36 protein-coding genes are annotated in these 24,740 nt (G+C 71.2%); 22 read left to right on the top strand and 14 right to left on the bottom strand.

Features of this window, described 5'->3' with window-relative positions; genetic code table 11:
- Positions 1-213: 213 nt before the first annotated feature.
- From AVW11_RS37355 to AVW11_RS09760, 5 genes are all read right to left on the bottom strand, one after another.
- The gene (locus tag AVW11_RS37355; RefSeq protein ID WP_158076123.1) at positions 214-372 is read right to left on the bottom strand and encodes a hypothetical protein; all 159 of its coding nucleotides are present in this window, start codon (positions 370-372) and stop codon (positions 214-216) included.
- Between the two features lies 1 nt (position 373).
- A protein-coding gene (locus tag AVW11_RS35725; protein WP_167389220.1) for an IS5 family transposase occupies positions 374-1,181 on the bottom strand; the annotation gives its coding sequence in 2 pieces (ribosomal slippage) (positions 374-833 and positions 832-1,181; 810 coding nt in all).
- A gap of 9 nt (positions 1,182-1,190) precedes the next feature.
- Positions 1,191-1,658 carry a hypothetical protein gene (locus AVW11_RS09750; protein WP_076043763.1) on the bottom strand — a complete coding sequence of 156 codons (468 nt, stop codon included), beginning with the start codon at positions 1,656-1,658 and terminating at the stop codon, positions 1,191-1,193.
- A 74-nt stretch (positions 1,659-1,732) separates the two neighbouring features.
- Positions 1,733-2,062 carry a hypothetical protein gene (locus tag AVW11_RS09755; RefSeq protein ID WP_076043764.1) on the bottom strand — a complete coding sequence of 110 codons (330 nt, stop codon included), beginning with the start codon at positions 2,060-2,062 and terminating at the stop codon, positions 1,733-1,735.
- A 417-nt stretch (positions 2,063-2,479) separates the two neighbouring features.
- Entirely contained in the window at positions 2,480-3,217 is a 738-nt protein-coding gene (locus AVW11_RS09760; RefSeq protein ID WP_076043814.1) for a dienelactone hydrolase family protein, read from the bottom strand.
- A gap of 38 nt (positions 3,218-3,255) precedes the next feature.
- Here AVW11_RS09760 and AVW11_RS09765 point away from each other — a divergent pair, with 38 nt between their 5' ends.
- From AVW11_RS09765 to AVW11_RS37675, 5 genes are all read left to right on the top strand, one after another.
- Complete coding sequence (locus AVW11_RS09765) at positions 3,256-3,621, top strand: molybdopterin dinucleotide binding domain-containing protein (protein WP_076043765.1); 366 nt, start codon at positions 3,256-3,258, stop codon at positions 3,619-3,621.
- A gap of 9 nt (positions 3,622-3,630) precedes the next feature.
- On the top strand, positions 3,631-3,822 hold the full coding sequence (locus AVW11_RS09770; RefSeq protein ID WP_030844945.1) for a hypothetical protein: 192 nt from the start codon (positions 3,631-3,633) through the stop codon (positions 3,820-3,822).
- A 7-nt stretch (positions 3,823-3,829) separates the two neighbouring features.
- The gene (locus AVW11_RS09775) at positions 3,830-4,852 is read left to right on the top strand and encodes a DNA topoisomerase IB (RefSeq protein WP_076043766.1); all 1,023 of its coding nucleotides are present in this window, start codon (positions 3,830-3,832) and stop codon (positions 4,850-4,852) included.
- Between the two features lie 82 nt (positions 4,853-4,934).
- Positions 4,935-5,108, top strand: coding sequence for a CsbD family protein (locus AVW11_RS09780; RefSeq protein WP_030844942.1), 174 nt, complete (start codon positions 4,935-4,937; stop codon positions 5,106-5,108).
- An 85-nt stretch (positions 5,109-5,193) separates the two neighbouring features.
- Positions 5,194-5,364: a hypothetical protein gene (locus tag AVW11_RS37675; protein WP_167389219.1), complete on the top strand. Its 171-nt coding sequence runs from the start codon at positions 5,194-5,196 to the stop codon at positions 5,362-5,364.
- Between the two features lie 131 nt (positions 5,365-5,495).
- On the opposite strand, the gene AVW11_RS09785 is transcribed toward AVW11_RS37675, so the two are convergent.
- The 3 genes from AVW11_RS09785 to AVW11_RS37100 are packed head-to-tail and all read right to left on the bottom strand — an operon-like array spanning position 5,496 to position 7,802.
- Positions 5,496-5,681, bottom strand: a complete 186-nt coding sequence (locus tag AVW11_RS09785) for a hypothetical protein (protein WP_030844940.1) — start codon at positions 5,679-5,681, stop codon at positions 5,496-5,498.
- A 27-nt stretch (positions 5,682-5,708) separates the two neighbouring features.
- A complete protein-coding gene (locus tag AVW11_RS09790) occupies positions 5,709-6,842 on the bottom strand; it encodes an SRPBCC family protein (protein WP_060178728.1) in 1,134 nt (377 codons plus the stop codon).
- A gap of 3 nt (positions 6,843-6,845) precedes the next feature.
- Positions 6,846-7,802, bottom strand: a complete 957-nt coding sequence (locus AVW11_RS37100) for a histone protein (protein ID WP_076043815.1) — start codon at positions 7,800-7,802, stop codon at positions 6,846-6,848.
- Positions 7,803-8,000: 198 nt separating this feature from the next.
- On the opposite strand from AVW11_RS37100, the gene AVW11_RS09800 reads away from it, so the two are divergent.
- Genes AVW11_RS09800 through AVW11_RS09835 form a run of 8 tightly spaced genes read left to right on the top strand, consistent with a single transcriptional unit; the run spans position 8,001 to position 11,768 of the window.
- Positions 8,001-8,375 (top strand): gas vesicle protein GvpO, encoded by a 375-nt coding sequence (locus AVW11_RS09800; RefSeq protein ID WP_030844932.1) that lies wholly within the window; start codon positions 8,001-8,003, stop codon positions 8,373-8,375.
- Between the two features lie 28 nt (positions 8,376-8,403).
- Complete coding sequence (locus AVW11_RS09805) at positions 8,404-8,859, top strand: gas vesicle structural protein GvpA (RefSeq protein ID WP_030844929.1); 456 nt, start codon at positions 8,404-8,406, stop codon at positions 8,857-8,859.
- Between the two features lie 3 nt (positions 8,860-8,862).
- Positions 8,863-9,579 (top strand): GvpL/GvpF family gas vesicle protein, encoded by a 717-nt coding sequence (locus AVW11_RS09810; RefSeq protein ID WP_076043767.1) that lies wholly within the window; start codon positions 8,863-8,865, stop codon positions 9,577-9,579.
- A gap of 35 nt (positions 9,580-9,614) precedes the next feature.
- The gene (locus AVW11_RS09815) at positions 9,615-9,863 is read left to right on the top strand and encodes a gas vesicle protein GvpG (RefSeq protein WP_030844924.1); all 249 of its coding nucleotides are present in this window, start codon (positions 9,615-9,617) and stop codon (positions 9,861-9,863) included.
- A 22-nt stretch (positions 9,864-9,885) separates the two neighbouring features.
- On the top strand, positions 9,886-10,299 hold the full coding sequence (locus AVW11_RS09820) for a gas vesicle protein (protein ID WP_030844921.1): 414 nt from the start codon (positions 9,886-9,888) through the stop codon (positions 10,297-10,299).
- Positions 10,296-11,150, top strand: coding sequence for a GvpL/GvpF family gas vesicle protein (locus AVW11_RS09825; protein WP_076043768.1), 855 nt, complete (start codon positions 10,296-10,298; stop codon positions 11,148-11,150). The genes AVW11_RS09820 and AVW11_RS09825 overlap by 4 nt, the downstream gene beginning before the upstream one ends.
- Entirely contained in the window at positions 11,147-11,368 is a 222-nt protein-coding gene (locus tag AVW11_RS09830) for a gas vesicle protein (RefSeq protein ID WP_076043769.1), read from the top strand. The genes AVW11_RS09825 and AVW11_RS09830 overlap by 4 nt, the downstream gene beginning before the upstream one ends.
- Entirely contained in the window at positions 11,358-11,768 is a 411-nt protein-coding gene (locus tag AVW11_RS09835; RefSeq protein WP_076043770.1) for a gas vesicle protein K, read from the top strand. The genes AVW11_RS09830 and AVW11_RS09835 overlap by 11 nt, the downstream gene beginning before the upstream one ends.
- Positions 11,769-11,808: 40 nt before the next feature.
- Here the strand turns inward: AVW11_RS09835 and AVW11_RS09840 are convergent, their stop codons facing one another.
- Complete coding sequence (locus AVW11_RS09840) at positions 11,809-12,072, bottom strand: GlsB/YeaQ/YmgE family stress response membrane protein (RefSeq protein WP_030844912.1); 264 nt, start codon at positions 12,070-12,072, stop codon at positions 11,809-11,811.
- A gap of 161 nt (positions 12,073-12,233) precedes the next feature.
- Between AVW11_RS09840 and AVW11_RS09845 the strand changes: the two genes are divergently transcribed.
- Positions 12,234-12,680, top strand: coding sequence for a hypothetical protein (locus AVW11_RS09845; RefSeq protein WP_030844910.1), 447 nt, complete (start codon positions 12,234-12,236; stop codon positions 12,678-12,680).
- Positions 12,681-12,717: 37 nt separating this feature from the next.
- Here the strand turns inward: AVW11_RS09845 and AVW11_RS09850 are convergent, their stop codons facing one another.
- On the bottom strand, positions 12,718-13,617 hold the full coding sequence (locus AVW11_RS09850) for an SDR family NAD(P)-dependent oxidoreductase (RefSeq protein ID WP_206281893.1): 900 nt from the start codon (positions 13,615-13,617) through the stop codon (positions 12,718-12,720).
- Positions 13,618-13,822: 205 nt separating this feature from the next.
- On the opposite strand from AVW11_RS09850, the gene AVW11_RS09855 reads away from it, so the two are divergent.
- Positions 13,823-14,203: an STAS domain-containing protein gene (locus AVW11_RS09855; RefSeq protein ID WP_078093336.1), complete on the top strand. Its 381-nt coding sequence runs from the start codon at positions 13,823-13,825 to the stop codon at positions 14,201-14,203.
- Positions 14,204-14,246: 43 nt separating this feature from the next.
- Positions 14,247-14,687, top strand: coding sequence for an ATP-binding protein (locus AVW11_RS09860; RefSeq protein ID WP_143568826.1), 441 nt, complete (start codon positions 14,247-14,249; stop codon positions 14,685-14,687).
- Positions 14,688-14,721: 34 nt separating this feature from the next.
- Here AVW11_RS09860 and AVW11_RS09865 read toward each other — a convergent pair whose 3' ends face one another.
- Positions 14,722-15,033, bottom strand: coding sequence for an STAS domain-containing protein (locus tag AVW11_RS09865; protein ID WP_076043773.1), 312 nt, complete (start codon positions 15,031-15,033; stop codon positions 14,722-14,724).
- Between the two features lie 267 nt (positions 15,034-15,300).
- On the opposite strand from AVW11_RS09865, the gene AVW11_RS09870 reads away from it, so the two are divergent.
- From AVW11_RS09870 to AVW11_RS09880, 3 genes are read left to right on the top strand one after another with little or no spacing between them, the layout of a single operon-like run.
- Complete coding sequence (locus AVW11_RS09870; protein WP_060178721.1) at positions 15,301-15,930, top strand: flavodoxin family protein; 630 nt, start codon at positions 15,301-15,303, stop codon at positions 15,928-15,930.
- 34 nt (positions 15,931-15,964) lie between these two features.
- Positions 15,965-16,858, top strand: coding sequence for an SDR family oxidoreductase (locus AVW11_RS09875; protein WP_076043774.1), 894 nt, complete (start codon positions 15,965-15,967; stop codon positions 16,856-16,858).
- Positions 16,855-17,850: a PHP domain-containing protein gene (locus AVW11_RS09880; protein ID WP_076043775.1), complete on the top strand. Its 996-nt coding sequence runs from the start codon at positions 16,855-16,857 to the stop codon at positions 17,848-17,850. Before AVW11_RS09875 ends, AVW11_RS09880 begins: the two co-directional genes overlap by 4 nt.
- A gap of 23 nt (positions 17,851-17,873) precedes the next feature.
- Here the strand turns inward: AVW11_RS09880 and AVW11_RS09885 are convergent, their stop codons facing one another.
- The gene (locus tag AVW11_RS09885) at positions 17,874-18,755 is read right to left on the bottom strand and encodes an SDR family oxidoreductase (RefSeq protein ID WP_030844897.1); all 882 of its coding nucleotides are present in this window, start codon (positions 18,753-18,755) and stop codon (positions 17,874-17,876) included.
- A 189-nt stretch (positions 18,756-18,944) separates the two neighbouring features.
- On the opposite strand from AVW11_RS09885, the gene AVW11_RS39085 reads away from it, so the two are divergent.
- Both AVW11_RS39085 and AVW11_RS09895 read left to right on the top strand, forming a co-directional pair.
- Positions 18,945-19,172 carry an SRPBCC family protein gene (locus tag AVW11_RS39085; protein WP_060178718.1) on the top strand — a complete coding sequence of 76 codons (228 nt, stop codon included), beginning with the start codon at positions 18,945-18,947 and terminating at the stop codon, positions 19,170-19,172.
- Positions 19,165-20,754: a phytoene desaturase family protein gene (locus tag AVW11_RS09895; protein WP_076043776.1), complete on the top strand. Its 1,590-nt coding sequence runs from the start codon at positions 19,165-19,167 to the stop codon at positions 20,752-20,754. The genes AVW11_RS39085 and AVW11_RS09895 overlap by 8 nt, the downstream gene beginning before the upstream one ends.
- Before the next feature lie 22 nt (positions 20,755-20,776).
- On the opposite strand, the gene AVW11_RS09900 is transcribed toward AVW11_RS09895, so the two are convergent.
- Positions 20,777-21,961, bottom strand: coding sequence for a zinc-dependent alcohol dehydrogenase (locus AVW11_RS09900; protein WP_076043777.1), 1,185 nt, complete (start codon positions 21,959-21,961; stop codon positions 20,777-20,779).
- A gap of 189 nt (positions 21,962-22,150) precedes the next feature.
- On the opposite strand from AVW11_RS09900, the gene AVW11_RS09905 reads away from it, so the two are divergent.
- Positions 22,151-22,552, top strand: coding sequence for a cofilin family protein (locus tag AVW11_RS09905; RefSeq protein WP_030844891.1), 402 nt, complete (start codon positions 22,151-22,153; stop codon positions 22,550-22,552).
- A gap of 46 nt (positions 22,553-22,598) precedes the next feature.
- Here AVW11_RS09905 and AVW11_RS09910 read toward each other — a convergent pair whose 3' ends face one another.
- Positions 22,599-24,713, bottom strand: a complete 2,115-nt coding sequence (locus tag AVW11_RS09910) for a xanthine dehydrogenase family protein molybdopterin-binding subunit (protein ID WP_076043778.1) — start codon at positions 24,711-24,713, stop codon at positions 22,599-22,601.
- Positions 24,714-24,740 lie beyond the last annotated feature (27 nt).

Below are 24,740 nucleotides of genomic sequence, written 5' to 3' on the forward strand. Positions count from 1 at the left end.
CCCCCCCCCGCATCTCCCCGCTCAAGGACCGGCACATCAACTCCCTGGGCCGCTACCTGTTCAACATCACCGCCAGCGGCCCCGGCCAGGGCCTGCGTCCGTTGCGGGACCCGGGCCCGGAAGCGGTCGAGGACGACGAAGACGAGGGGTGACGGGCGGCGCACCCGACATGTCGGCCCCTCCTCTCCGTGCGGTTGAGAGGGGACGACCGACTCAGCCGCCCTGGCCGCGGTAGCTGTAACTGCTTCCGGTCACGCCCTGGGTGTCGAACCCGCCAACGACGTTCGAGCCCCTGGTGGCGGAGTTCGAGAAGCTGTTGTCGCTCCCTCCCACGGTCGTGGAGTGCAGATGAGGAAGGGTCTTAGACGTCATCTCATTTGGTGAGCCTGCGGTAGCAGATGAGGGTGCAGGCGATACTGGTGAAGGCGAGGAAGTGGTCGGCTTTGCGTTCGTAGCGCCGATGGAGGCGACGGTAGCCAGCGAGCCAGGACATGGTTCGCTCGATGGTCCAGCGGTGCCGGCGCAACCGCTGTGAGGACTCGATGCCCTTGCGGGCGATGCCATGGGTGATGCCGCGTCCGCGTAACCATCGCCGCATGTGGGGGTAGTCGTACCCCTTGTCCGCGTGGAGCTTGCCCGGCTTGCGCCGCCTGCGTCCACGGCGGGAGCGAATGGGTGGAATGCCCTGGATCATGGGGATCAGGGCCTGGTTGTCGTGCAGGTTCGCGCCCGAGATTCCGACGGAAATGGGCAGCCCGGTCTTCTCGGTGATCAAGTGGATCTTCGATCCGTAGTTGCCCCGGTCCACAGGATTCGGACCTGTCAGGCCCCCTTTTCAGGGCCCGCATGTTCACCGAGTCGATCACACAGCGCGACCAGTCCACCTCGCCGCGGGCACCGAGCTCGTCGAGCACCACACGGTGGATCTTGGCCCACACCCGCGCCTTCGACCACTCGCTGAACCGCCGATGGGCCGTTGCCCCTGACAGCCCGAAAGACGCTGTCGGCAGTTGCTGCCACGTGCAGCCCGACGTGGCCACGAACACAATCGCCGCCAGCACCTCCCGGTCGCCATGCCGGCGCCGACCGCCGCCCTGAGGCCGCGACGGCGCCTCCGGCACCACTCTCTGCAACAACTCCCACAACTCATCCGGCACCAGTCGCTCGACAATCCCCACGATCTGTCGCGCCTACGACTTGCTGGAGCAGGTGGTCTCGATCCAGGTCGCCTGGAGGTCACGGCAGACAAGGGTGAGGGTGCCGTCCCAGCAGGCGATCTCGTGGCTGCAGCCGTCCCTGTGTGGCAGGATCTCGTCGAGAATCACAGTCCTCAGGTCCGTTCCTCGGTCCCCATCGGCGGGATCGAGGATGAAGCTGGACACCCCTACGTAGCGGATCAGCAGGTCTTGGTCGTGCTTCCAGCAGTTGTGCTGGAACTCGACCTCCATCTCCTCACCGCCAGCGCCCCGGACGGCCCGGAGCGTCAGGTCCTTCACACATCGCCTGCTGCGGAAGTCGTAGTGGTCCGTGTCCGTGGCGAAGGCTCGGGCGCCTGGCGGCAGGTCATCGGAGATCGAGGAGAGGTGGCTCAGGTAGCGAGCCGGGTCCAAGACCTCTGACAGGTCGCCGACCTGCGCATCGAGATTGACGTATTCCATCGACCTTGGCCCCCGCTCATGACTTCCCACTGGCCGACGAATCGTCGCACAGACCCACCAAATGAGATGACGTCTTAGGAGTCGTGCGGAGGGGTGCTCACCACAGAGCTGTACAGGTCCTGCGAGCCGCCCAACGTGCTGGAGGCAGATGCCTGATTGGCGTAGTTGGTTCCGACAGCGTCGGAGGTCGTGATCCCCTGGCCGAAGTTGCTCGCCGTGCCGCTGTGGACCTCGCTGTCCCACGTATCGGCGGAGCCGCTGGAGACCTGACTCGCAGAGGTGTTGCCCCACTGCGCGGCACCGTGTGGCGCGGCGATGGGCGTGTAGGTGGTGCTGAGGGGGGCATCGCCGGACGAGCCATCGCCCCCGGACGCGGCGTGAGCAGAACCCATGCCGAGGCTCATCAGACCACCTGCCAGCAGCACTGCACTGGCGATAGCTCGAGATCGCATTCAAAACTCCCCACAGAAAAGTGATCTTCACCTGGCCAACGAGCCGACAAGGCAGTGGTTGCTCCTTCGCCCACGCCGACACCACCATTCCGGCGTTCACCCTCGGCATCACCTTCCCTGAGGGCGTCGAGTCCTCCATCGACATCCGCCTCGCCACGCTGAACTCATCCCGGTCCAGGCGCGCGCGCTCGATGGAACCCCCGTCTCCAGGCGATCGCCGGGAGACGGGGAGCATCTGCGGGAAACAGCGACCCACGAGCCGAGGGTGGCTGACGGGTGGGAACCCAGCCGCCTGCCCTGGGGACATGAGCGGAGGGAACTGTCAGTGCCCGACGCGGACCAGGCCTGGCGCCAGGCAGTCTGCCTGCGTCATGTGCCCAGAGCCTCCGTCACAGGCAGGCACTCCGCGAGCAGGTCCACGACGTCACGCCAGGCTCGCTGTGCGTGCTGTGGGTGGTGGCCGACGCCGGGGACCGTGGGGTGGTCGACCGGCGGGTGGTGGAAGGCGTGCAAGGCGCCGCCGTAGACCGTGAGGCGCCAGTCGACGCCCGCGGCCTGCATCTCGGCGGTGAACGCTTCCCATCGCGCGGGCGGCATGATCGGGTCTTCCGACCCGACCCCGGCCCACACCGGGCAGCGAATGCGCGCCGCCTCGCCCGGCCGGCCCGTGGTAGTCGCGTTGACCGTCCCGATCGCGCGCAGGTTGACACCGCCGCGCCCGAGTTCCAGCCCGACGGCGCCCCCGGTGCCGTAGCCGACGGCGGCGATCCGGTCGGGGTCGGTCCGAGGTTCGGTGCGCAGCACGTCGAGCGCAGCATGGCCGATGCCCCGCATCCGGTCGGGATCAGCGAGCAGCGGTATGCAACGGGCCAGCATCTCCTCGGGGTCGCCCAAATAGCGCCCGCCGTGAAGGTCGAAGGCCAGCGCTATGTATCCCAGCTCGGCGAGGGCGTCGGCCCGACGGCGCTCGACATCGCTGAGCCCCATGCCTTCCGGTCCGAGCAGCACCGCGGGCCGGCGGTCGACACCGGCCGGGAGAGCGAGGTGCCCGGCCATCGTCAAACCGTCCGCCGGATACTCGACCGTGCGCGTCGTGATCGTCGTCATGAGCTGGACTGTAGTGATCATCGAGCCCGGTCCGGCCGGTGTTCTGCCGCCGGCAGAACACCGCGCAGAACTTCGAGATGTCGGAGGCGGACGCGGCGGCGGCCGGCCTCGGCGGGGGCGGCCTCGCCGAGGTGTCCACCCGGCGTGGCTCCGTCCGGGCACGGGTCCGTGTCACAGGTATCCGGGAGGGCGTGGTCTTCCTGCCGTTCCGCTACGGCTACGGGGACGCCCCGGCCGGGGAGGGCCACCACCGAGCCGCCGACGAACTCACGCCCACCGCCTGGGATCCGGCTTCCAGGCAGCCGCTGTTCAAGACCGGCGCCGCCCGCGTCACGCCGGTGTCGCGGCTGTCCGGCCCGGCCCCGGAGGGCGCAGCCGGAGTGTCTCGGCATGGACAGGGGTAGGTGCCACACATGAAGCAGACAGAGCAGTGGAAACCAGGAGAAATCGTCGAAGAAAGCGGCATCTACGCCTGCGATTGCGGCAAGGAGCACCTGTGGAGCAAGAGCACCGATGTCCGCGGGCACCGGTTCCCTCCGCTGCCCTACGACTGCGCGGGCCAGGCATGGACCCTGCGCACCCAGGCGCACCCCGAGGAGGGCTGACGTACACGTGCGGCTTCGGACCAGTGATCCCCGGGCGCCGGGGTGGCGCCGCGTGCGACACGGCCGCGGGTTCCGCTACGTGGGCGCGGACGGTGTCGCCCTGTCCGGCGCGGACCGCGAACGGGTACGCGCGCTGGTGATCCCTCCAGCCTGGCAGGACGTCTGGGTCTGCCCCTGGCCGAACGGACACATCCAGGCGGTGGGGACGGACGCGGCCGGGCGGCGCCAGTACCTCTACCATCCGCACTTCCGCGACCGGCAGGACGCAGCCAAGCACGAGCACGTGCAGCGCGTGGCCCGGTCACTCCCCCGCCTGCGAAGGCACGTCGCGCGGGACCTGGACGGGCGCGGCCTGACCCGCGTCCGCGTGCTCGCCTGCCTGGCCCGTCTCCTCGACCTGGGCTTCCTCCGCATCGGCGGCGACAGCTACGCCCGCGACAACGGGAGCTTCGGGCTCACGACGCTGTTGCGGGAGCACGCCACCTGCCGCAACGGCGAGATACGCCTCCACTTCCCCGCCAAGTCGGGCAAGGAGGTCTCACGGGCCTTCGTGGACGAGCAGGCGCACGCCGTGGTCCGGGCGCTGCTGCGGCGCAAGGACGACGGGCCGAGGCTGTTCGCCTACTGGGGACACGGCGCGTGGCACGAACTCCACGCCGATGACCTCAACGCCTACCTCCAGGACCGGTCGGGGCAGGACGTGACGGGGAAGGACTTCCGGACCTGGTACGCCACGGTCCTGGCCGCGGTCGCCCTGGCCGTCTCCGAGAGCACCGCCGACGCGCCCCGGGCCCGCCGCGGGAGGGTCGTGGCCCGCGCGGTACGCGAGGTCAGCGACTACCTGGGGAACACACCTGCCGTGTGCAGGGCGTCCTACATCCACCCTCGCGTCATCGAACTCTACGAAGAGGGCGAGACCATCGCCGCCGCGCTGGGCAGGCTCGGCGAGGACGGCACCTTCGGCCACCCGGCCACGCACGGCCGCGTCGAGCGCGCGGTCCTGGAGCTGTTGCGATCCGGCGCCGCGTGAACCATATGGCAGTCCGACCCGGGCGTTTTTGCCGTAATTGCGGGTAAGAGCCCGATGCCAAGTGACGGTGGAGGTGAGAGGCATGGGCGCAGGCAAGAAGATGAAGCACGCGGCCAAGACGACCAAGGGAAAGGTCAAGGAGACCACGGGAAAGGCCGTCGGCAACGAGACCCTGCAGATGAAGGGCCGGCGCGAGCAGATCGCGGGCGACGCGAAGCAGACCGCGCAGAAGGCGAAGGACACGTTGAAGCACTGACCCTTTGCGGGTATCGGATGCCGTGGCGTGCGGGAGTGCCGGCAGGACGTGCGTCCTGCCGGCGCTCCTCGGAAGGAGCGGCACGATGAGCATGAAGGAGAAGGCGAAAGCCGAGATGGAGCGAGCTGCCGGAAAGGTGGTCAGGAAGACGGCCCATGCCCTCGGCAAGGAAACCCTCGCCGCCAAAGGCGCGGCTCTGGAATCCCGAGGACAGGCGCGGCGACTGAAGGAAAAGGGCAAGGACACCTTCCGGTGACCGTTCCTTGAGTTGAGCCATGAGCCACCTGCCCCGTACGTCGACCGACCGACGCCCCGGGAGTGGACCGGTGGTTTCCACCGGGCCGACTCGGGCTCGGCCGGCCGCCTGCTGCGCACGGTCGCAGCGCATCAGAACACCGCGCGCACCAGACGTCGTACCGCCAGCCGCATGCCCCAGAACGTCAGGCGCGCCCCCCACACGCCCATGCGCACGACCATCCGCCGCAGGACGGACCGAGGCGTCCAGCGGGCAAGGAACCGGCGTCTGCGCCTTCTGCGTCTGAAGCGCCGCAGGCGCCGGCTCACGGTGGACATCACGAAGCCTCCTTGCCTGCTGCCGGCTCAGGCTGCCTGGCGGACGCGTCGACGCCGGGGGCGGGAGGCCTCTTCCTCGTCCTCGTCCTCGTCCTCGTCCTCGTATGCGTCCTCGTCGTCGCCCCCGTCCTCGTATGCGTCCTCGCCCTCGTCCTCGCCCCCGTCCTCGTATGCGTCGGCCTGTTCCTCCTCCGCCTCCTCCTCGGGTTCGTCGGCATAGCCGGAGTCTTCCTCGTACGCGTCCGGCTCTTCGTCTTCGCCGTATTCGTCTTCGCCGTACTCGTCCTCGTAGCGCTCCTCGTCGTCCCCCTGCTCGGCGCCTTGCTCTTCCTCTTCTGCCTCGAGTGCTTCTTCGTGGGTGCGGACGACCTCGCCGTCCCGGATCTCGCCGCGCCAGCCCTCTGGTTCTTCCGTGTTCAAGGTGGCGTAGCGCAGGAAGTGCTTGAGGTCCAGGCGCAGGCGGCGGCCCTGTGCCCGCCAGAGGTTGCCCGTCTTCTCGAAGAGGCCCGCAGGGTGGTATTCGACGACGATGACGATGCGGGTCAAGGACGGAGCGAGTTCGTGGAAGCTGACACAGCCGCGGGTGGTGCCCTTGGCCCCTTCCGAGCTCCATACGATGCGGTCGTCGGGGACCTGCTCCTGGACTGTCGCCTTCCAACCGCGGGTCGACGGGCCGACCTTGACCTTCCAGTCGCTGGTGGTCTCGTCGTTGCGGGAGACGTCGCGGACGCCCTTGGTGAAGCTGCTGAAGTTCTCGTACTGCGTCCAGTGGTCGTACGTCGTCCGCAGGGGCAGGCCTATGTCCATCGCCTCGACGATGTTGACGACGCTGCCGCCGCCTCCCTTGCGGCCCCGGCCCTTCCCGAAGACCTGGGATGCGGTGTCGGACACCTTGTCCTTCAGGTTCCCCAGCGTCTGGCCGGCGATGGCTTTCAGCGGCGAGTCGCCCTGGAGAAGCCGTGCGCCGATGCCGCCGACGTCCGAGAGCTTGCCACCGCCGTCGGCCACGTCGTAGAGCTGGTCGGTGATGTCGCCGAGCTTGTCGGTCGCCTTCTCGGCCAGTTGTTCGGCCTGGGCGCTGAGGTAGTGGGACACCTCGTTGAGCAGTTGGTCCAGTCCCGTGGGGGATTCACTGGCACGGGCGCGGTCTGAGGTTGCCATGGCCTACCTCCGCGCGGACTGCTTGCGGGACGCCGTCTTCTTGGCGGCCGTCTTGCGTGCCGGGCTGCGGCTCGAGGCCTTCTTGGCGGCCGTCTTGCGCGGCGCGCTCTGGCCTGCTGTCCGCTTACCCGGAGCCGCCGTGCCGGTCTTCTTCGCGGCGGGCCTGGAGGAGGCGGTCTTGGAAGCGGACTTCTTGGGCGGGGCCGCCTTTGCGGCGGACCTTCCACTCGCCGGCTTCTTCGCCGCTGTCTTCTTCGCCGCCGCCTTCTTCGCGGTCGCCTTCTTGGCGGGCGCGGCCTTCTTGGCAGGAGCGGATTTTCTGGGAGCCGCGGTCTTCTTGCCGGGGGTCGGCCGCTCCTCGGTGCTACGAGAGCGTGCGGCGGCGCTCGGGGCGGCGCGACGACGGGCCGGCCGGCGGCGTGCGGGCTTCTCCTCTTCCTCCTGGTCTTCCTCTGCGCCTTCCTCCTCCCCTTCCTCTTCTTCGTCCTCCGGCTCCCCCTCCTCTTCTTCCTCCGGCTCCTCTTCCTCCTCTTCCTCGGGTTCGGGGTAGTCCTCGTCCTCCTCGTCCTCGTCCTCGTCCTCTTCCTCGTACTCCGCCTCGTCCTCGTAGGGTTCTTCGTCTTCGTAGTCCTCGTCGCGACGGCCGCTCCGCGTCAGTTCGAGCGTGCGCTCGTGCAGGGAGTCGGCGAGGCTGGCGAGCTGTCGGTTGGCCGCGGCACTCAGCGCCTGACGGCCGGCGTCCAAGGCCTCGCCTCGCAGTTGGTCGCTGAGGTCGGCGAACTGCGGCATCTCCTTGACCTTGGCGAGGCCTTGTCTCAGGAGCTGGTCCGGTTCGAGACCGAATCGACGGCCGGCAAGGTAGGTCGCCACGGCAAAGGCCATGCGACCCTTCTTCGCTCGGCCGAGTACGTAGCCCCCAGCCAGCGCGGCTGCGAGCGCGATCTTGGTGGTGTCTTGCATGATCATCCCCTTTTGGCCGGGGGGTCGCGGGCCTGTCGTTCACGTCGACGCCGATGCGTCGGGACGTCCTGCTGTGCCGGCCGCCGCATCAGTTCCTCACGGGGCGGTCCTGAAAAGCTCCTGCCCCCGATCTCGGACTTATGCGCAGATTTAGTGACATTCTTGTCTAGAAGGCGGACGTCTCCACAGGAGTGGTATATGACCGCGGCAGAACCCGCACACCCGCGGCGGCGCGCTCCGCGCACCGGCGACGGCGAGGACGAAGAGCGCCGGCAGCCCGCTCGACGAGCCGGCTCCGGACCGCGTGCGGGCGTGCGCAGCGCCGCGTCGGCGATGCGGTCGGCGGCCGAGCAGCTGGCTCAGCTTCTCGGCCGCCCGCCCGACTCGGTCTCCTCGCTGAAGCCGAGCCAGGACGGCTGGGTGGCGCAGGTGGAGGTCGTGGAGCTGGAGCGCATCCCGGACACCACGAGCGTCATGGCCAGCTACAAGGTGGTGCTGGACGAGGACGGCGAGCTGATCTCCTACGAACGCACCCGCCGCTACACCCGAGGAATGATCGACCGGCCGACCTGAGAACAGGCCGCCGATGGAAGGAGGCGCCATGACCATGGTGCCGCAAGGCGGCAGCGCCATCGCCCGAGGAGGCGGCGGCAACACGAGCAGTCTCTACGACGTCCTGGAGCTCATCCTCGACCGCGGTCTGGTCATCGACGTATTCGTCCGCATCTCCGTCGTCGGCATCGAGCTCATCAAGATCGATGCACGCATCGTGGTGGCGAGTGTCGACACGTACCTCCGCTTCGCCGAGGCCTGCAACCGGCTCGACCTGGAAGCCGGCCGCAATGCGCCTGCTCAGCTGCCCGATGTCGTAGGGAAGATGGTGGAAGGCGGTGCCCGGGGCAAGTCCAAGGGCGCATTGAGCGGGGCCGTCGAAGCGGTTACGGACTCCTTGACGGGAAAGAAGCCCCGTGAAGAGGAGCCGGAGGAGGTGGAGGAAGAGGAGGCTCCCAGGCGGCGGCGCCCTGCCCGGCGCCCGGTACGCCGGGAGAAGGAGTGAACGATGGCACTTTACGTGTACTCGATTGCCACCGAGGGGCATCCCCGGCGCCTCGACGGCCTGAAGGGGGTGGGTGCCCGACCGGCACCCTTGCGGTCGGTCACCGCCGGGCCCCTCAGTGCAGTCGTCAGCGACATCTCGGAGGAGATCCGGCCCAAGCGCCGAGACCTCCTCGTGCACCAGGAGGTCCAGGAACGCCTGATGGCGGACGGGCCCGTTCTGCCCCTGCAGTTCGGCTACATCGCTTCTGACGACGACGCTGTCCGGGAGGTCCTGGACACGAACGCCGACGGCTATCTCGCCGCGCTGGAGCGGCTGGACGGCTGCGCCGAGTACCACCTGCGGGTCGCCCAGGAGGACGAGGAGCCGCTGCTCCGACAGATCCTTGAGGACTCGCCCGAGGCCAGGGAGCTCAACGAGCGGATCCGTGCGGGGGACCCGGACCCCCAGCTGCCGCTCGCCCTGGGTGAACTGGTCGCGCGCGAGGTGGAGGCTCGGCAGGAGTCCCTCGCCGCCGGCCTCGTGCAGGCGCTGCTGCCCTTCGCCCGCGAGCACGTCGTCCACCCGCCCACGGGAAGCGACTTCCTCAACCTCTCGCTCCTCGTGCCGCAGGAGCAGAAGGAGGACCTGCTGACGGCGCAGGCGAACCTGGTCCGCGAGATCGGCGGCGGCGTCGCCCTCCGCCTGGCCGGCCCCCTGCCTCCGTACAGCTTCGTGTAGGGATCGTCCGACCACACTCCCGAGGGGAGGACGCCATGGGACTGCTGACCTATCTGCTGACGCTTCCCGCCGCGCCGGTCCGAGCGGTCACCTGGGTCGCCCAGCGAGTCGTCGAACAGGCCGAGGAGGAGTACTACGACCCCGCCCCGATCTGGCGAGAACTCGGCGACCTGGAGCAGGCTCTGGTCAGAGGCGAGATCGACCAGGAGGAGTTCGACCTCCGGGAGGACGCATTGCTCGACCGGTTGTCCGAGATCGAAGCATTCCGGCGCGGCATGACATGACCGCCGAAACGAGGCCGCCATCGTGACTGAACCCCTTCCCGACCGGTTCGGAGCCTTCCCGTCCCGCGCCCCGATGCCGTACGGGAGCAGTTCGTCGTCGAGCCTCGCGGACATCCTCGAAAGGGTCTTGGACAAGGGCATCGTCATAGCCGGTGACATCCGCATCAACCTGCTCGACATCGAGCTGTTGACCATCAAACTCCGGATCCTCATCGCGTCCGTGGACAAGGCCAAGGAAATGGGGATCGACTGGTGGGAGCACGACCCCTCCCTGTCGTCCCGCCACACCGGCAGCCCGCTGGAGCAGGAGAACCGCCGCCTGCGCGCCGAGCTGGAGGCTCTGCGCCGGGACCGGGCGGACGAGCAGGAGCCTGCTGAACGCACCGCGGAACGCCGCGACTCGTCCGGCACGACGGCTCGGGAGCGTCCGCAGTGAGCACCGGCCGCGAACCCCTCACCTACGTCTACGCCGTCGCCCGGCGGACCGACCGCCTCGCGGTACTCCTCGCCGGCCTGCGCGGCATCGACCGCGCCCCCGTGACGCTCCTCACCGAGGCCTCCGACAGCAGCCCCGCACCGCTGGCCTTCGTCACCAGCCACGTACCCCATGAAGCGTTCAACGAGTCCGCCCTCAGAGCCCACTTCGAAGACCTGGAGTGGCTCGAGAGCGTCGCCCGCGCCCACCACGAAGTCGTACAGGCCGTGGCCGCCGAACAAACGGTCCTGCCCCTGCGGATGGCCACCGTCTACCAGGACGACGACCGTGCCCGGCAGGCCCTCGGCGAGCAGCGCAGCACCTTCGCCCGCCGTATGGCCGCGGTCGACGCCCACACCGAATACGGCGTCAAGATCTACCTCCCCCCGCCCGCCCCGGCGGAGCCCCCCGCCGGGGCGCCCGCGGCCGAAGCGGACCCGGCGGCTCCGACCGCCTCGCCCGGCAAGGCGTACCTGCAGCGCCGCAGAGTCCAGCACCGCGCCCGGGAGAGGACCTACGAGCAGGCTCAGCGCGCCGCGGCCACCCTCGATGCGATCGCAGCACGCTATGCGGTCGGGCGCGTACGCCATGCCCCGCAGAGCGGCGCCTTGACCGGCCCGCAGGAGAACGTCCTCAACGACGCCTACCTGGTGCCCGACGAGGAGGCCCGCGATTTCCGCGCCGCCGTCGCACAGGCCGCCGGCGACTTCCCCGAGATCCGCATCGAGATCACCGGCCCGTGGGCCCCGTATTCCTTTGCGATGCCGCCGGCCGAGTCCTCGGCACCGACCGAGGGCGAGCGTGCGCCGTGAGCCTCACGGACTACGACGAGCCGCTCCCGGGCCGCCAGGTCGCCCTGGTGGATCTGCTGGACCGGTTGCTCAGCGGCGGAGTGGTCATCGCCGGCGACATCGTCCTGTCCATAGCGGACATCGACCTGGTCCGCATATCGCTGCGGGCCCTCATCGTGTCCGTCAGGTCCGAGACGGCCTCCGGCACGGCGCAGGACGGGGCCGGACATGACCGGTGAAGGCCCCCGCCGTCCACCGCGCGACCCCGGCCCGGGAAGCCTGGACGAGGTCGGCGAGTCGATGGCGCGCGCCTTCCGGCTCGTACGGCCGCCCCCGACGCACCGGGAACAGGCCGCCGGCGCCGCGCACCGTATCCGCGCCGACCGCGACACCGTCGGGGAGGACCTCCTCAAACTCGTGCTCACGCTCGTGGAACTCCTGCGCCAACTCATCGAAAGACAGGCGCTGCGCCGCGTGGACGCCGGCGACCTCACGGACGAGCAGGAAGAGGAGCTCGGAGCGACCTTGCTCGCCCTCCACGACAGCCTTTCCGATCTCTGCGCCGAACACGGCTACCGCCTGGAGGACCTCAATCTCGACCTCGGTCCCCTCGGCCCCCTGCTTCCACCCCGCGATTAGGGCGCCTCGCCCGTTCCTCGGCGGTTTCCCGCCCCGAGGATCAATCCTTGGCGCGGACCACGAGGCGGTAGAGGCCGAGGAGGATGAGGGAACCGACAATGGCGGCTATCCAGGTGGAGATCTCGAAGAATCCGTCGATGGATTCCACACCGAAGATGACTTTCCCCAGCCATCCGCCCAGCAGACCACCGGCGATGCCGATCAGCGGCGTGACGATGCAGCCGCCAGGGTCCTTGCCCGGCATCAGGAACTTCGCGATGATCCCGGCGAGCAGTCCCAGCACGATCCAGCTGATGATGCCCATGACACTCCTCTTCTCACATGAATCCTGTGCCACCCGTCTTCCCTCACGTTGAATTCCTAACCAGCCGCCGGACGTGACATGGGAGAATCACGCCCGGGTAAGGGCCCGATATCGCGCATGCTTTCCGGCTGCTCGCCTTCCGCGGAGGTGGAGGTGGTGTCATGGCGGACGACCCCGGCACGACGCTCGCGGCGACACTGTGCGACGCCCCGGACTTCGGCGGGACCACGGTGACGGTGCTGCCCGACGGCGGGCACGCGGGCGGGGAGCTCCGGGCGTATGCGCTGGCGTGGCTGGGCCTGCGGCGGCTGGGCTCGCTGAGGGCCCCCTTCGTGCCCGCCGACCCCGACAGCCCCTTCAGGCAGGAGCTTCGCCGGGGCGTCAACGTGACCGTGTGGAACCACAGGCCGGCTACGTGGACGCTCCCCGACGATCAACGGGGCAGGACCTGGCAGACCTACGGCGCCGACACCGCGGACCTGGGTGACTGGGCCGCGAAGGCCACGTACGTCCGCGTCTGGGAGGAGGCGGCCGGCAGCCCGTCGCACACGGTCGTGCCCGCCCCGGACGGCGCGGAGCCGGGACGACCGGTCCTGGTGGTGGAGTAGCACGACGACGGCGACCGCCCGAACACGGCGCGCCTGTTCAGCGGCGGGACCTCGCACGGTGGCGGACGGCCGCCCGCACGACGAGCATCGCGGCGGCCCTGCCGGCTCGACGGCCGACGGTCCGCAGAGGGCCGCTCGCGCCCGGGTACGTCCGGTCGGTACGCCAGGCGGCGGCCCGGCGCAGGAGGGCGGGCGCCAGGGTGTACGCAGCGTCGAACGGCCCCGCGTACGGTGCGACGAGCACCCGGCTGCGCGGCCTGCCGGCCGTCCGGACCACGGCTCGGGCGACGCGTTCGCACGAGCCGGCGGGCGTCTTCGACCGCGGAGCCCGGCCTGAGCCGCTGTCGGCGTGAGGGGGGAACGGCACGTGCGGGTCGCCGGGCAGGATGGTGCAGATCGCGATGCGGTACTCGCCCGCGGTCGCGAGCTCCTGGCGGAGCACGTCGTCGAAGGTGACCAGCGCTGCCGTGGACATGGCATAACCGCCCACGTTGAGCTCATCGACCACCGTGCCTGCCAGGGAAGCGATGTCGATGACCACCCCGCCGCCCTGTCGTCGCATGATCGGCACCGCGGCGCGAGCCCCGTGCACGGCACCGAGAACGTTGATCCCGAGGAGCCGCCGCAGGTCCCGGGCGGGCGCCCGGTCGACTCGCACGGGGATCCCCATCCCCGCGGCATTGACCCAGACATCGATGCGGCCGAACCTCGCCACGGCGGCAGCGGCCAGGTCCCGGACCTGCCGCTCGTCCGCCACATCGGTGGGTACGACATGGCCCTCGCCGCCCCGGCGCCGGCACTCGCGCCCCACCGCTGCCAAGGCTGCGGCATCGCGCGCGGCCAGTACGACGCGGGCCCCGCGCCCCGCGCACTGCAGGGCGGTGGCCCGGCCCACTCCGCTCGAGGCTCCGGTCACCACGACGACGGCACCACGCATTCTCACACCGTGCTTCTCACCCTTGGCGTCCCACTTATGTCCTGCGGGTGTACGGCCTTGTGTCCCGCGGAAGTCGGCGGGGCGCGTGTTCGGCGTGGCGGCGCCCTCGGGGCCGGGGGCGTACGGTGGAAGCACCCCAGGACGGCCGGCGCAGAACGGCACTCCAGTCACTCCACGGTGGGAGGGGCGGGGTGAGGAGGCGGCCATGAGCACCACCCCAGCGGATCTTCCGATGCCCGCCCCGGGGCTGAAGACCGACACCGTGCGCGTCGGTGACGCCCTGGTGTGCGTCCTGTCCGGTGACCTGCACACCGGCACGAAGGCCATCGGCGAGCGGGCCCTGAGCGAGGCCCTGGAGCAGGGTCCCGAGCTGCTCGCGGTCGATCTGGACGCGGTGGAGCTGTTCACCGCCGACGGCCTCAATCTGCTGCTGGCCCTGCGGGACACCGCTCGCGCCCGCGAAGTGCCGCTGGTCCTCGTCTCGCCCAGTGCCGCGGTCCGCCGCGTCCTCGAAGTCACCGGCGCGGCCGAGGCGTTCACCGTCAGCTCCACCGTCGCGCAAGCCACCGCCCGACTCGGGAAGTGATCCGGGCGGGCGGCGCCGGAGTACCCGGGGTGAGGACGGGCAGGTGCACAGCACCATACGACTCCAGCCGTCGGGACCGGCCATGGCTCCCCTGCCCTGCGCAGCCCACCACCGCGAACTCCCTCTCGGCGAGACCGCGGAGCTGGAGGCGTGCAGCAGGGGCATCACCTGGGTACGCCAGGCACTCACCGACTGGGGCCTGCTCGACCGGGGCCAGGACGCGCTCCTGATCGCGGCCGAGCTGCTCTCCAACGCCGCCAAGCACGCCGGCGGGATCCGCCGCCTGACCCTGACCCACCACGACGGCCTGCTCCAGATCACCGTCACCGATCCCAGCCCCGACCCCCCGCGGCTGCGCGCACACCGGCCCGAATCCGTCGGCGGCCACGGCATCTTCCTCGTCGACCGCCTCGCCCAGCACTGGGGTACGCGGCCCCACGGCCGCGGCAAGACGGTGTGGGCCACCCTTTCCCTGCCGCCGTGAAGCACCGGCACACGAAGGGGGCCCGTACCGGCCGTCAGGCGGCGGGACGGACGGCGAAGAGACCGCGGGCACCGGCGAGGCCCAGCAGGCGCATTCCCTGCCCGGGGACGTCGCGCAGCTCCAGGACCGCGTGCTCGGCACGCGTGCGGTTGCGCAGGGCGTGCAGGGCGCTGGAATCCATGAAGGCGACTCCCGACAGGTCCAGGATGAGGAGCCGGCCGTGGAGGGTGAGGGCGTCGGTGACTTCGGCGAGCCGGGGGCAGGTGTCCGTGTCGAGTTCGCCTGCCACGCGCACGACGGTATGGCCGGGGTGCACGGCTACGTCGACGCCGAGGGTGGGGTCCATCGTCTCTCCGCCGTTCGGGTTCGGAGCCCATCACGGTCGGCTCCCCAGGAACGCGGGCGGAGGCCGTCAAGTGCGCGGCGGTGGGCGCCGCGCAAAGCCGAGCGAGACCACCCGCACCGTCCACCGGCCACTCTCCGTGGCCACCGGTGGCGCGGGGTCTCCCACCAGACCAGGCTGGTTGCCCCGAACCTACCCGTCCTCCGCGAGGGGACACCGCCCCCGGCTCGGAGCGGGGATACGGCATGGCCATCGGGGTAGCCGGATCACATGGACACCACCACCAACACCACGCCGCTGCGCGCTGTCGCGCTGGTCTGCACGCTCTCCCCGTCGCCGAAACCGTCCAGCTCGCAGCTGCTGGCCGAGCAGGCCATGGCCGCGCTGGCAGACCACGGCGTCACCGGCAAGGTGATCCGGGTCGCCGACCACGACGTCAAACCGGGCGTCGAGGTCGACATGGGCGGCGGCGACGCCTGGCCGGAGATCCGGGACACGATCCTGGCCTGCGACATCCTGGTCGTGTCCACGCCGATCTGGCTCGGCCACCCCTCCAGCATCGCCCAGCGCGTCCTGGAGCGCCTCGACGCCGAACTCGGCGAGAGCGACGACGAGGGCCGCATGCTCACCTACGGCAAGGCCGCCGCGGTGTGCGTGGTCGGCAACGAGGACGGCGCACACCACGTCAGCGCCGAACTCTTCCAGGGCCTGAACGACGTCGGGTTCTCCCTCGCGCCGAACGCGGTCACCTACTGGGTCGGCGAGGCCATGCAGGGCACCGACTACCAGGACCTCGGGAAGACCCCGGAGAAGACGGCCGCAACGACCGCCGCACTCGCCGCGAACACCGCCCACCTCGCCCGCCGCCTCAAGGCGGCGACGTACCCGCCCTCTACCTGACACCCGCCTCTGGCCGTGCCGGAAGGAGACCGCGATGCCCTCGCACGAGCAGGCCCACCTCACCGATCCGGTGGGGCTCCAGCCCCGTCCGCCGTTCCCCGAACAGGATCAGGACCACCCCGGATCGACCGAGGCGATGGATCCCCGCCCCGACCACGGCGAGGCCACCTATCAGGGCCACGGCCTGCTGCACGGCCGCAGGGCCCTGGTCACCGGAGGCGACTCCGGAATCGGCCGGGCCGTCTGCCTGGCCTTCGCACGGGAGGGCGCCGACGTCGTCTTCACCCATCTGCCCGAGGAAGCCGACGAGGCCGAGGAGACCGCCCGCCTCATCCGCCAGGCCGGCCGTACGGCGGTGGCCGTCGTCTGCGACATCCGCCACGAGGACGAGTGCACCGCCCTGGTCGACAAGGCGGTCGGCGAGCTGGGAGGCATCGACCTGCTCGTCAACAACGCCGCCTACCAGATGGCCCAGCCGGACGGGATCGAGGCGATCACCACCGAGCAGTTCGACCGGGTGATGAAGACCAATCTGTACGGGATGTTCTGGCTGACCAAGGCCGCTCTGGCCCACATGCCGCCCGGCGCCTCGGTGATCAACACCGCCTCCGTGCAGGGCTACCAGCCCAGCCCGCACCTCCTCGACTACGCCATGACCAAGTCCGCGATCGTCTCCTTCACCCACAGCCTCGCCCAGATGCTCGCCGAGCGCGGGATCCGCGCCAACGCCGTGGCGCCGGGACCGGTGTGGACACCGCTGATCCCGGCGACGATGCCCGACCCGACGAAGTTCGGCGAGCAGTCGCCCCTGGGCCGGCCTGCCCAGCCCGCGGAGATGGCACCCGCGTACGTCTTCCTCGCCTCCGACCGGGCCTCCTACATCACCGGTGAGATCGTCAACGCCACCGGTGGAACGCCCTTGCCGTGAACCCGGACGAAGCGCTCCGCCGGATCGCCTTCCTCCTCGAATGGCGCGGGGCGTCGCCGTACCGGGTGCGGGCCTTCCACACGGCGGCCGATGCCGTCCGCGACCTGCCACCGGGCCCGGTGGACGCCTCGCAGGCCGGGCGACTGCGCGGGGTGGGCCCGGTCACCGCCGAAGTGATCGCGCAGGCGTCGACGGGCGGGGTACCGGGCTACCTTGCGCGACTGCAGGCCGAGGCCGGACCGGACGCCGGCGCGGGCTGGGACCTCGCTGCCGCGAGCACCGGGGACTGCCACCTGCACTCCGACTGGTCGGACGGCGGCAGCCCGCTCGAGGACATGGCGGGCGCGGCCCGGGCCCTGGGTCACCGATGGGCCGTGCTGACCGATCACTCGCCGCGGCTGACGATCGCCCACGGACTGAGCGCCGAACGGCTCGAAGCCCAACTGGAAGCCGTGGCGAGGGTGAACTCACAAGGCGGGCCAGGCTTCCGGCTGCTGACCGGCATCGAGTGCGACATCCTCGAGGACGGCTCACTCGACCAGGACGAAGACCTGCTCGGCCGGCTCGACATCGTCGTGGCGTCGGTGCACTCCAAGCTCCGCTCGGAACCCGAACCCATGACCGCCCGCATGCTGACGGCGGTCCGCAACCCGCACGTCGACGTCCTCGGCCACTGCACGGGACGGATCATCACCGGCCGGGGCCGCCCGCAGTCCCGCTTCGACGCCGAGGCCGTGTTCGCCGCGTGCGCGCAGGCCGGTACCGCCGTGGAGATCAACTGCCGGCCCGAGCGGCGCGACCCGCCGGACGACCTGCTCGTGCTGGCCGCCGCCGCGGGCTGCCGCTTCGCCGTGGACACCGACGCCCACGCCCCGGAACAGCTGCACTGGCAGAGCACGGGCTACGCGCGCGCGGCCCGTATCGGCATCGGAGCGGACCGGCTGATCACGACCTGGCCGCTCGGGCGCCTGCTGACCGGTTGCGGGGTGTAGGCGGCGGCCGTACGCGCGCCCCTCTACCCGCGCGGTTCGGCGGCGCGGCCGCCGGCGCCCAGCAGACCCGTCGGCTCGAAGCGCTGGGCGCGTTCCAGCCGGGGCAGCTCGGTGCGGGCAATGTGGGTGACGACGGCCGGAAGCAGGGCCCGTACCGGTTGCACCGCACGCAGCCAGGCCGGTACGTAGACGGCGGTCGAGCGTCGCTCGGCGGCGGCTGCCAGCCTGTCCGCGACCCGGGGCGCCGGGTACACGCTGCGTGCCGGGGGTGGCATGTGGGCGCGCAGTTCGCGCAGGACCGCGTGGCGGTCCCCGTCCCGGATCATGTCGGTGTCGGTCCAGTTGATGTAGGCGATGGCGACCGTGACGCCGCGGTGGGCCAGCTCCGCGCGCAGGGCGTGGGCGAACGACTCGACCCCGGCTTTCGAGGCGCAGTACGCGCTCATGAGGGGGGAGGTTCCCATGGCCGCCAGGGAGGCGACCTGGAGATAGTAGCCCCGGGTGTCGAGGAGGTCGGGCAGGAAGGAGCGCGCCGTCGCCGCGCTGCCGATCAGGTTGACCTCGATGACGCGGCGCCAGACCCGGGGATCGGAGTCGGCGAACGGGCCGCCCTCGGCGACGCCGGCGTTGCCCACCACGACGGACGCGGGTCCGAGACGGGTGCGGACGTCCCGGGCCGTGTCGGCCAGCGCCGCGTCGTCGGTCACGTCGACCTCCCAGCAGGCCGACTCGTGGTGCAGGGAGCGCGCCACGTCCCGGAGGCGGTCGCCTTCCAGGCCCAGCAGGGCGAGCCGTGCGCCCCGGTCGTCGAACGCCCGTGCCAGAGCCGCTCCCAATCCGCGCGCCGCCCCCGTCACCACCACGGTACGGCCCGCCAGGGGCCGGCTGTGCGTCCGTGTCCTCACCTGCGCCACCGCCGTCGGCTCGATGCTCTGTTCTCTCCAGCATGCCCCTGCGGACCGGCCTGTGACGCGGCACCTGCCGCCCAGCGCCGAAGCCTGGGCCGTTCGATGTGCACCGTGCGGTTTTCCGGGTAGGCGCAGCACGACCGTGGCATTTCCGCGACGGTGCGGCACCTCGGAGAAGGAGGAACCGTGGCAGTCCGTCACCGGCTGGTCCGCCGTCCGCCCGCCGCCGTGTGGGCCGTACTCGCCGATCCGGCCCTGTACGGGGAGTGGGTGGTGGGCTCCTCGCAGTCCACGCCGCTCGACGACATACGGCCCGCTCCGGGATCCAGGCTGCGCCGCACCGGCCGGCCGGGCCCGAGCGAAGCGGCCCTCCACCTCGTGGAGGAGCAGCCCGACGAGGTCCACCGTGCCTGACGCGGTGGTGATCGGCGCCGGCCCCAATGGGCTGGTGGCCGCGAACCTGCTGGTCGACGCGGGGTGGAGCGTGCAGGTCCTGGAAGCGCAGGAGGCGCCCGGCGGGGCCGTGCGAAGCGATCGCGGGGTGCACCCGGACTACGTGTCCGACCTCTTCAGCGCCTTCTACCCGCTCGCCGCGGCCTCCCCGGTCCTCGCCCGCCTGGACCTCGCCGCCGAGGGCCTGCGCTGGAGCCACGCCCCCGCAGTCCTGGCCCATCCCCTGCCCGACGGGCGGTGCGCGGTGCTGGAACGGCGGGTGGAGGACACCTGCACCGGGCTGGCCGACTTCGACGCCGCGGACGCCGACGCCTGGCTGGACATGTACCGGACGTGGAGCAGGGTCGGGCCGGACCTCGTCGGGGCCCTGTTCACACCCTTCCCTCCCGTCCGGTCGGGTCTCCGGCTGGCCGCGAAGCTGCGGGCCTGCGGGGGGCTGCGGCTGGCCCGGAAGCTCGCTCTGCCGGTACGCCGTCTCGGCGAGGAGGAGTTCGCCGGGGAGGCCGGTCGGCTCCTGCTCGCCGGCAACGCCCTGCACGCGGACCTGGCTCCCGAGGCGGCGGGCAGCGGAGGATTCGGCTGGCTGATGTCGATGCTCGGACAGAGCCACGGCTTCCCGGTCCCCCTCGGCGGGGCCGACGCCCTCACCGCGGCGCTCGTGAGCCGGCTGCGCCGCCGCGGCGGCGTCCTGCGCTGCGGGAAACGCGTCACCTCCGTGGTCCTGCGCGCAGGCACCGCGACCGGGGTCATGACGGCGGACGGGGAGAGCGTCGACGCACGCCGGGCCGTGCTGGCCGACACCTCGGCGCTGGCCCTCTACCGGGATCTGGTCGGCGAGGAGCACCTCCCCTCCCGTCTGGTGCGGGACCTGGGGCGCTTCCAGTGGGATTTCGCGACCTTCAAGGTCGATTGGGCCCTGACGGGACGGGTGCCGTGGACTTCGCCGGGGGCGGCGGGGGCGGGCACCGTCCACCTGGCCCGCGGCGTCGACGGCCTCACCCGCTTCGCCGCCCAGATCGCCGCGGGGCAGGTCCCCGACGAGCCGTTCGTCCTCTTCGGCCAGATGACCACCGCGGATCCCAGCCGCTCGCCGGCCGGTACGGAGTCGGCGTGGGCGTACACCCACCTCCCTCAGGACATCGCCTGCGACGCCGGCCCCGACCGCATCACCGGCCGCTGGGACCGCCGCGAACAGCAGGCCATGGCCGACCGCGTCGAAGCGCAGGTGGAACGCTTCGCACCGGGCTTCCGCGGGCTGATCGCGGCCCGCCGGATCCTCGCCCCCACCACCCTCCAGGCGATGGACGAGAACCTCCGCAACGGTGCCATCAACAACGGCACCACTGCCCTGCACCAGCAGACGGTCTTCCGCCCCACTCCCGGGACCGGTCGGCCCGAGACGCCCGTCAGGCGGCTCTACCTGGCTTCCGCGGCCGCCCATCCCGGTGGCGGAGTCCACGGCGCGCCGGGAGCCAACGCCGCCCGGGCGGCGTTGCGCTCCCAGGGGTTGGCCGGCGTGCTCCACCGCGCCCAGCGCGTCTGACGGGCTCCGGCCGCCCGGAGCGTCAGGGGTGGAAGAGGACCTTCACCATGTTGTCCCGCTTGGCCTGGAAGTCCGCGTACGCCTGCGGGGCATCGTCCAGGGGCAGGTGGTGGGTGGCGAAGCCTTCGACGCCGAGGGGGTCCCCGTCGGTCAGCAGGGGCAGCAGGTCGTCGACCCAGCGGTGGACGTTGGCCTGTCCCATGCGCAGTTGGATCTGCTTGTCGAACATCGTGAGCAGCGGGAGCGGGTCGGCGGCTCCGCCGTAGACGCCGGAAAGGGAGATGGTGCCGCCGCGGCGCACGAGCTCGATGGCCGTCCTCAGGGCGCCCAGGCGGTCGACGCCCGCCTTCTTCATCAGTGCGGCGGCCAGAGCGTCCGGGAGCAGGCCGGTCGCGGTCTGCGCGGCCTTGACGCCGAGGCTGCCGTGGGCCTCCATGCCGACGGCGTCGATCACGGCGTCCGGGCCGCGGCCGCCGGTCGCGCTGCGGACCGCGTCGACGAGCTGATCCCCGTACTGGGAGAGGTCGTAGACCTGGACGCCGTGTCCGGCGGCGCGGGCGAGCCGTTCGGGCACCAGGTCGATGCCGATCACCTTGCCGGCCCCGCGGTGGGCGGCGATACGGGTGCACATGTCGCCGATGGGTCCGAGTCCCAGGACCGCCACGCTGCCACCGGAGGGGATGTCGGCGTAGGCGACGGCCTGCCAGGCGGTGGGCAGGACGTCCGACAGGTACACGAACCGCTCGTCCGGCGGCCCCTCGGGGACACGGATCGGGAGGGTGTCGGCGAAGGGGACGCGCAGGTACTCGGCCTGTCCGCCGGGGACCTGTCCGTAGAGCTTGGTGTAGCCGAAGAGGCTCGCGCCGCTGCCGTGCTCGTGGACCTGGGTGGTCTCGCACTGCGAGTGCAGGCCGCGCTCGCACATGAAGCAGGTGCCGCAGGACACGTTGAACGGTATGACGACCCGGTCGCCGACCTTCAGCTCGCGGACCTCGGGCCCGACCTCGGCCACGACGCCCATCGGCTCGTGCCCCAGGATGTCGCCGGCGTCCAGGAACGGCCCGAGCACCTCGTACAGGTGCAGGTCCGATCCGCACAGGCCCGTCGTCGTCACTTCGATCACGGCGTCCGTGGGATCGACGATCTGCGGATCCGGAACATTCGCCACCTCGATCTTGCGGCGGCCCTGCCAGGTCACGGCTCTCATCACGCCTCCTCGGTCATGTGCGCGTCCACCCCTGTGCGGCGCCTGTCCACTCACACAGCACCCATGCACCCGGTCCCGGGAGAGTTCCTCCCGGGGCGATGCGCCGGGGACCGCTCCGTGTTCGGTTTGTCGGGGCTCCTGCCGGACAGATGCCGAGCAGAACCCGTGCCCAGCACCGAGGTGAGACCTGTGAGAAGCCCCGTACGCCTGTCGGAAGGCCTGCTCGCCGCGCTGCGGCACCTCAGGGAGCGGCGAGAGATCAACACGGTGACCCTGCGCTACGCGGACGCGCCGGCAGTCCTGGTACCGGAGGCCGAGGGCAACCTGACCCATGAGGAACTGGTGCAGGCCCTGCCGGCGGATGAGGCGCGCCTGGTCGTGCACGAGCTGGCGTTCGCCAGCCCGGAGGGCACCCGCAGGCACACCTGGCTCCTGATCCTCTGGATGCCGTCGGCAGCCGGTGCGCAGGAGCAGTCGTACACGGCCGGCTTCACGGCCTTGAAGGAGCACCTCCCCGATGTCCGCGTCCACCTCACCGCCCGGCGCGCCGACCAGTTGGCGTACCGGAGGCTGGTCGCCCTGGCCGGGTGAGGAACGCTCCGACGGAAGCCGGACCGGCGCGATCGGGCGCGGCGGCTCAGGGGCCGGCGCTGCCGAGTGCGGCCAGTACGCGGTCCGGTGTCAGGGGGAGTTCACGCAGTCGGCAACCCGTGGCGTGGTGGAACGCGTTGGCGACGGCGGCCGCCGTTCCGACGATGCCGATCTCGCCGATCCCCTTGCTGCCCATGGGGTTGAGGTGCTTGTCGTGTTCGTCGATCCAGTGTGCCTCGATCGCGGGTACGTCGGCGTGGGCCGGTACGTGGTAGGCGGCGAGGTCGCTCTCGGTGAAGTCGCCGAACTGCGGGTCCATCGTGCTGTGTTCGGTGAGCGCCATGCCGATTCCCATGACCATGCCGCCGGTGAACTGCGACCGGGCGGTGAGCGGGTTGAGGATGCGTCCGGCCGCGAAGACGCCCAGCATGCGCCGCACGCGGACCTCCCCCGTGATCGTGTCGACGCGCACCTCGGCGAAGTGCGCACCGAACGCGTGCCGGGAGTAGGGGGACTTCTGCTTGGCGGACTGTGTGGTGTCCGCGGACGCGGTCAGTCCGCCGGGCGGCAGCGCCCCGTGGTGGCGCTCCAGGCGTGCGGTGAGGGCCGTGCACGCGTCGTGGACGGCCCATCCCCAGGAGGCGGTGCCCGAGGAGCCGCCGGCGAGGGGGGCCGCGGGCAGGCCGGTGTGGCCGATGGCGACGGTTACGCGGTCGAGCGGGACCCGTAGGGCGTCCGCAGCCACCTGCGCCAGGACGGTACGGGCGCCCGTCCCGATGTCGGTGGCGTTGACCTCGACGAGGTAGCGGCCGTCGGAGCGGGCGTGCGCGCGGGCGGTGGAGGGCATGACGAGGACGGGGTAGGTCGCGGCGGCCACTCCGCTGCCGATGAGGTACGGGCCATCTCGGCGGGGCTCCCGGCAGCGGGCCCAGCCGAAGCGCTCGGCGCCCTCGCGCAGGCATTCGACGAGGTGGCGGCTGCTGAAGGGGTGGCCGCTGTCCGGCTCGGTACGGGGTTCGTTGCGGATGCGCAGCTCGATGGGGTCGACGCCGAGGGCGTCGGCGAGTTCGTCCATCGCCGATTCCAGGGCGTACATGCCCGGCGCCTCGCCGGGGGCGCGCATCCAGGACGGGGTGGGTACGTCGAGTGCGACGACCCGGTGGGTGGTGCGCATGTCGGGCACGGCGTACATGATCCGGGCCGGCACCGCCGCCTGTTCGACGAACTCGCGGACGCGCGAGGTGTGGGTGGTGACCTCGTGGGTCAGGGAGGTCAGGGTGCCGTCGGTCCGGGCGCCGAGCCGGATGCGGTGCAGGGTGGGCGCGCGGTGTCCGACGGTGGCGGGCAGGTGGGCGCGCGGGAGGGCCAGTTTGACGGGCCTGCCGTAGTGGCGTGAGGCCATCGCCGCCAGGACCACGTGGGGGCGCGGCGTCCCCTTGGAGCCGAATCCGCCGCCCACGTGCTCGGAGACGACGGTGATGTCCTCCTCCGCCAGATTGAGCAGTGCGGCCAGCGCGGCACGGACGGCTCCCGCTCCCTGGCTGGAGTCGTGCACCGTGAGGTGGTGGCGTTCCGCGTCCCAGGCGGCGGTGGCGGAGTGCGGTTCCATGGGGTGGTTGTGCAGGGGCGGCACCGCGTAGGCGCGGTCGATCCGCACGGGGGCGGCGGCGAACGCCGCGTCCGGGTCGCCCTGCCGGCGGTGCGCGGGGTGGCCGCCGTTGGCCTCTGCGGGGGTGTAGACGCCTGGGTGGTCGGCGCTGAGGGTGACGTCGTGGGGGTCCGTCTCGTAGGTGACGCGTACGCGGGCCGCGGCGGCCCGCGCGCCTTCCGGGGTGTCGGCGACGGCCAGGGCCACGTACCAGCCGCGGTGGGGCACGCTCAGGTCCTGGAGGAGGTGCAGGGTGGGGTCGTCGGCCGTCCCCAGGCGGGGCGCGTCGTACGGGGTCAGCACGCCGATCACACCGGGTGCGGCGGTGGCGGCGGCGATGTCGACGGAGGTGACACGGCCGCGGACGATCGTGGCGGGAACGGGCCATGCGTAGGCGCAGTCGGGCGGTGTGTGCTCAGCTGCGTAGCGGGCGGCTCCGGTGACCTTCGCGTGTCCCTCGCTGCGCCGGGCCGGGCTGCCGAGGGCTGAGGGGCCGTCGGGCGGGGTGGGCATCGCGGGATCCCCTTTCGGTTCGGGGGC

Source organism: Streptomyces amritsarensis (assembly GCF_001953875.1).
Classification (GTDB): Bacteria; Actinomycetota; Actinomycetes; order Streptomycetales; family Streptomycetaceae; genus Streptomyces; species Streptomyces amritsarensis.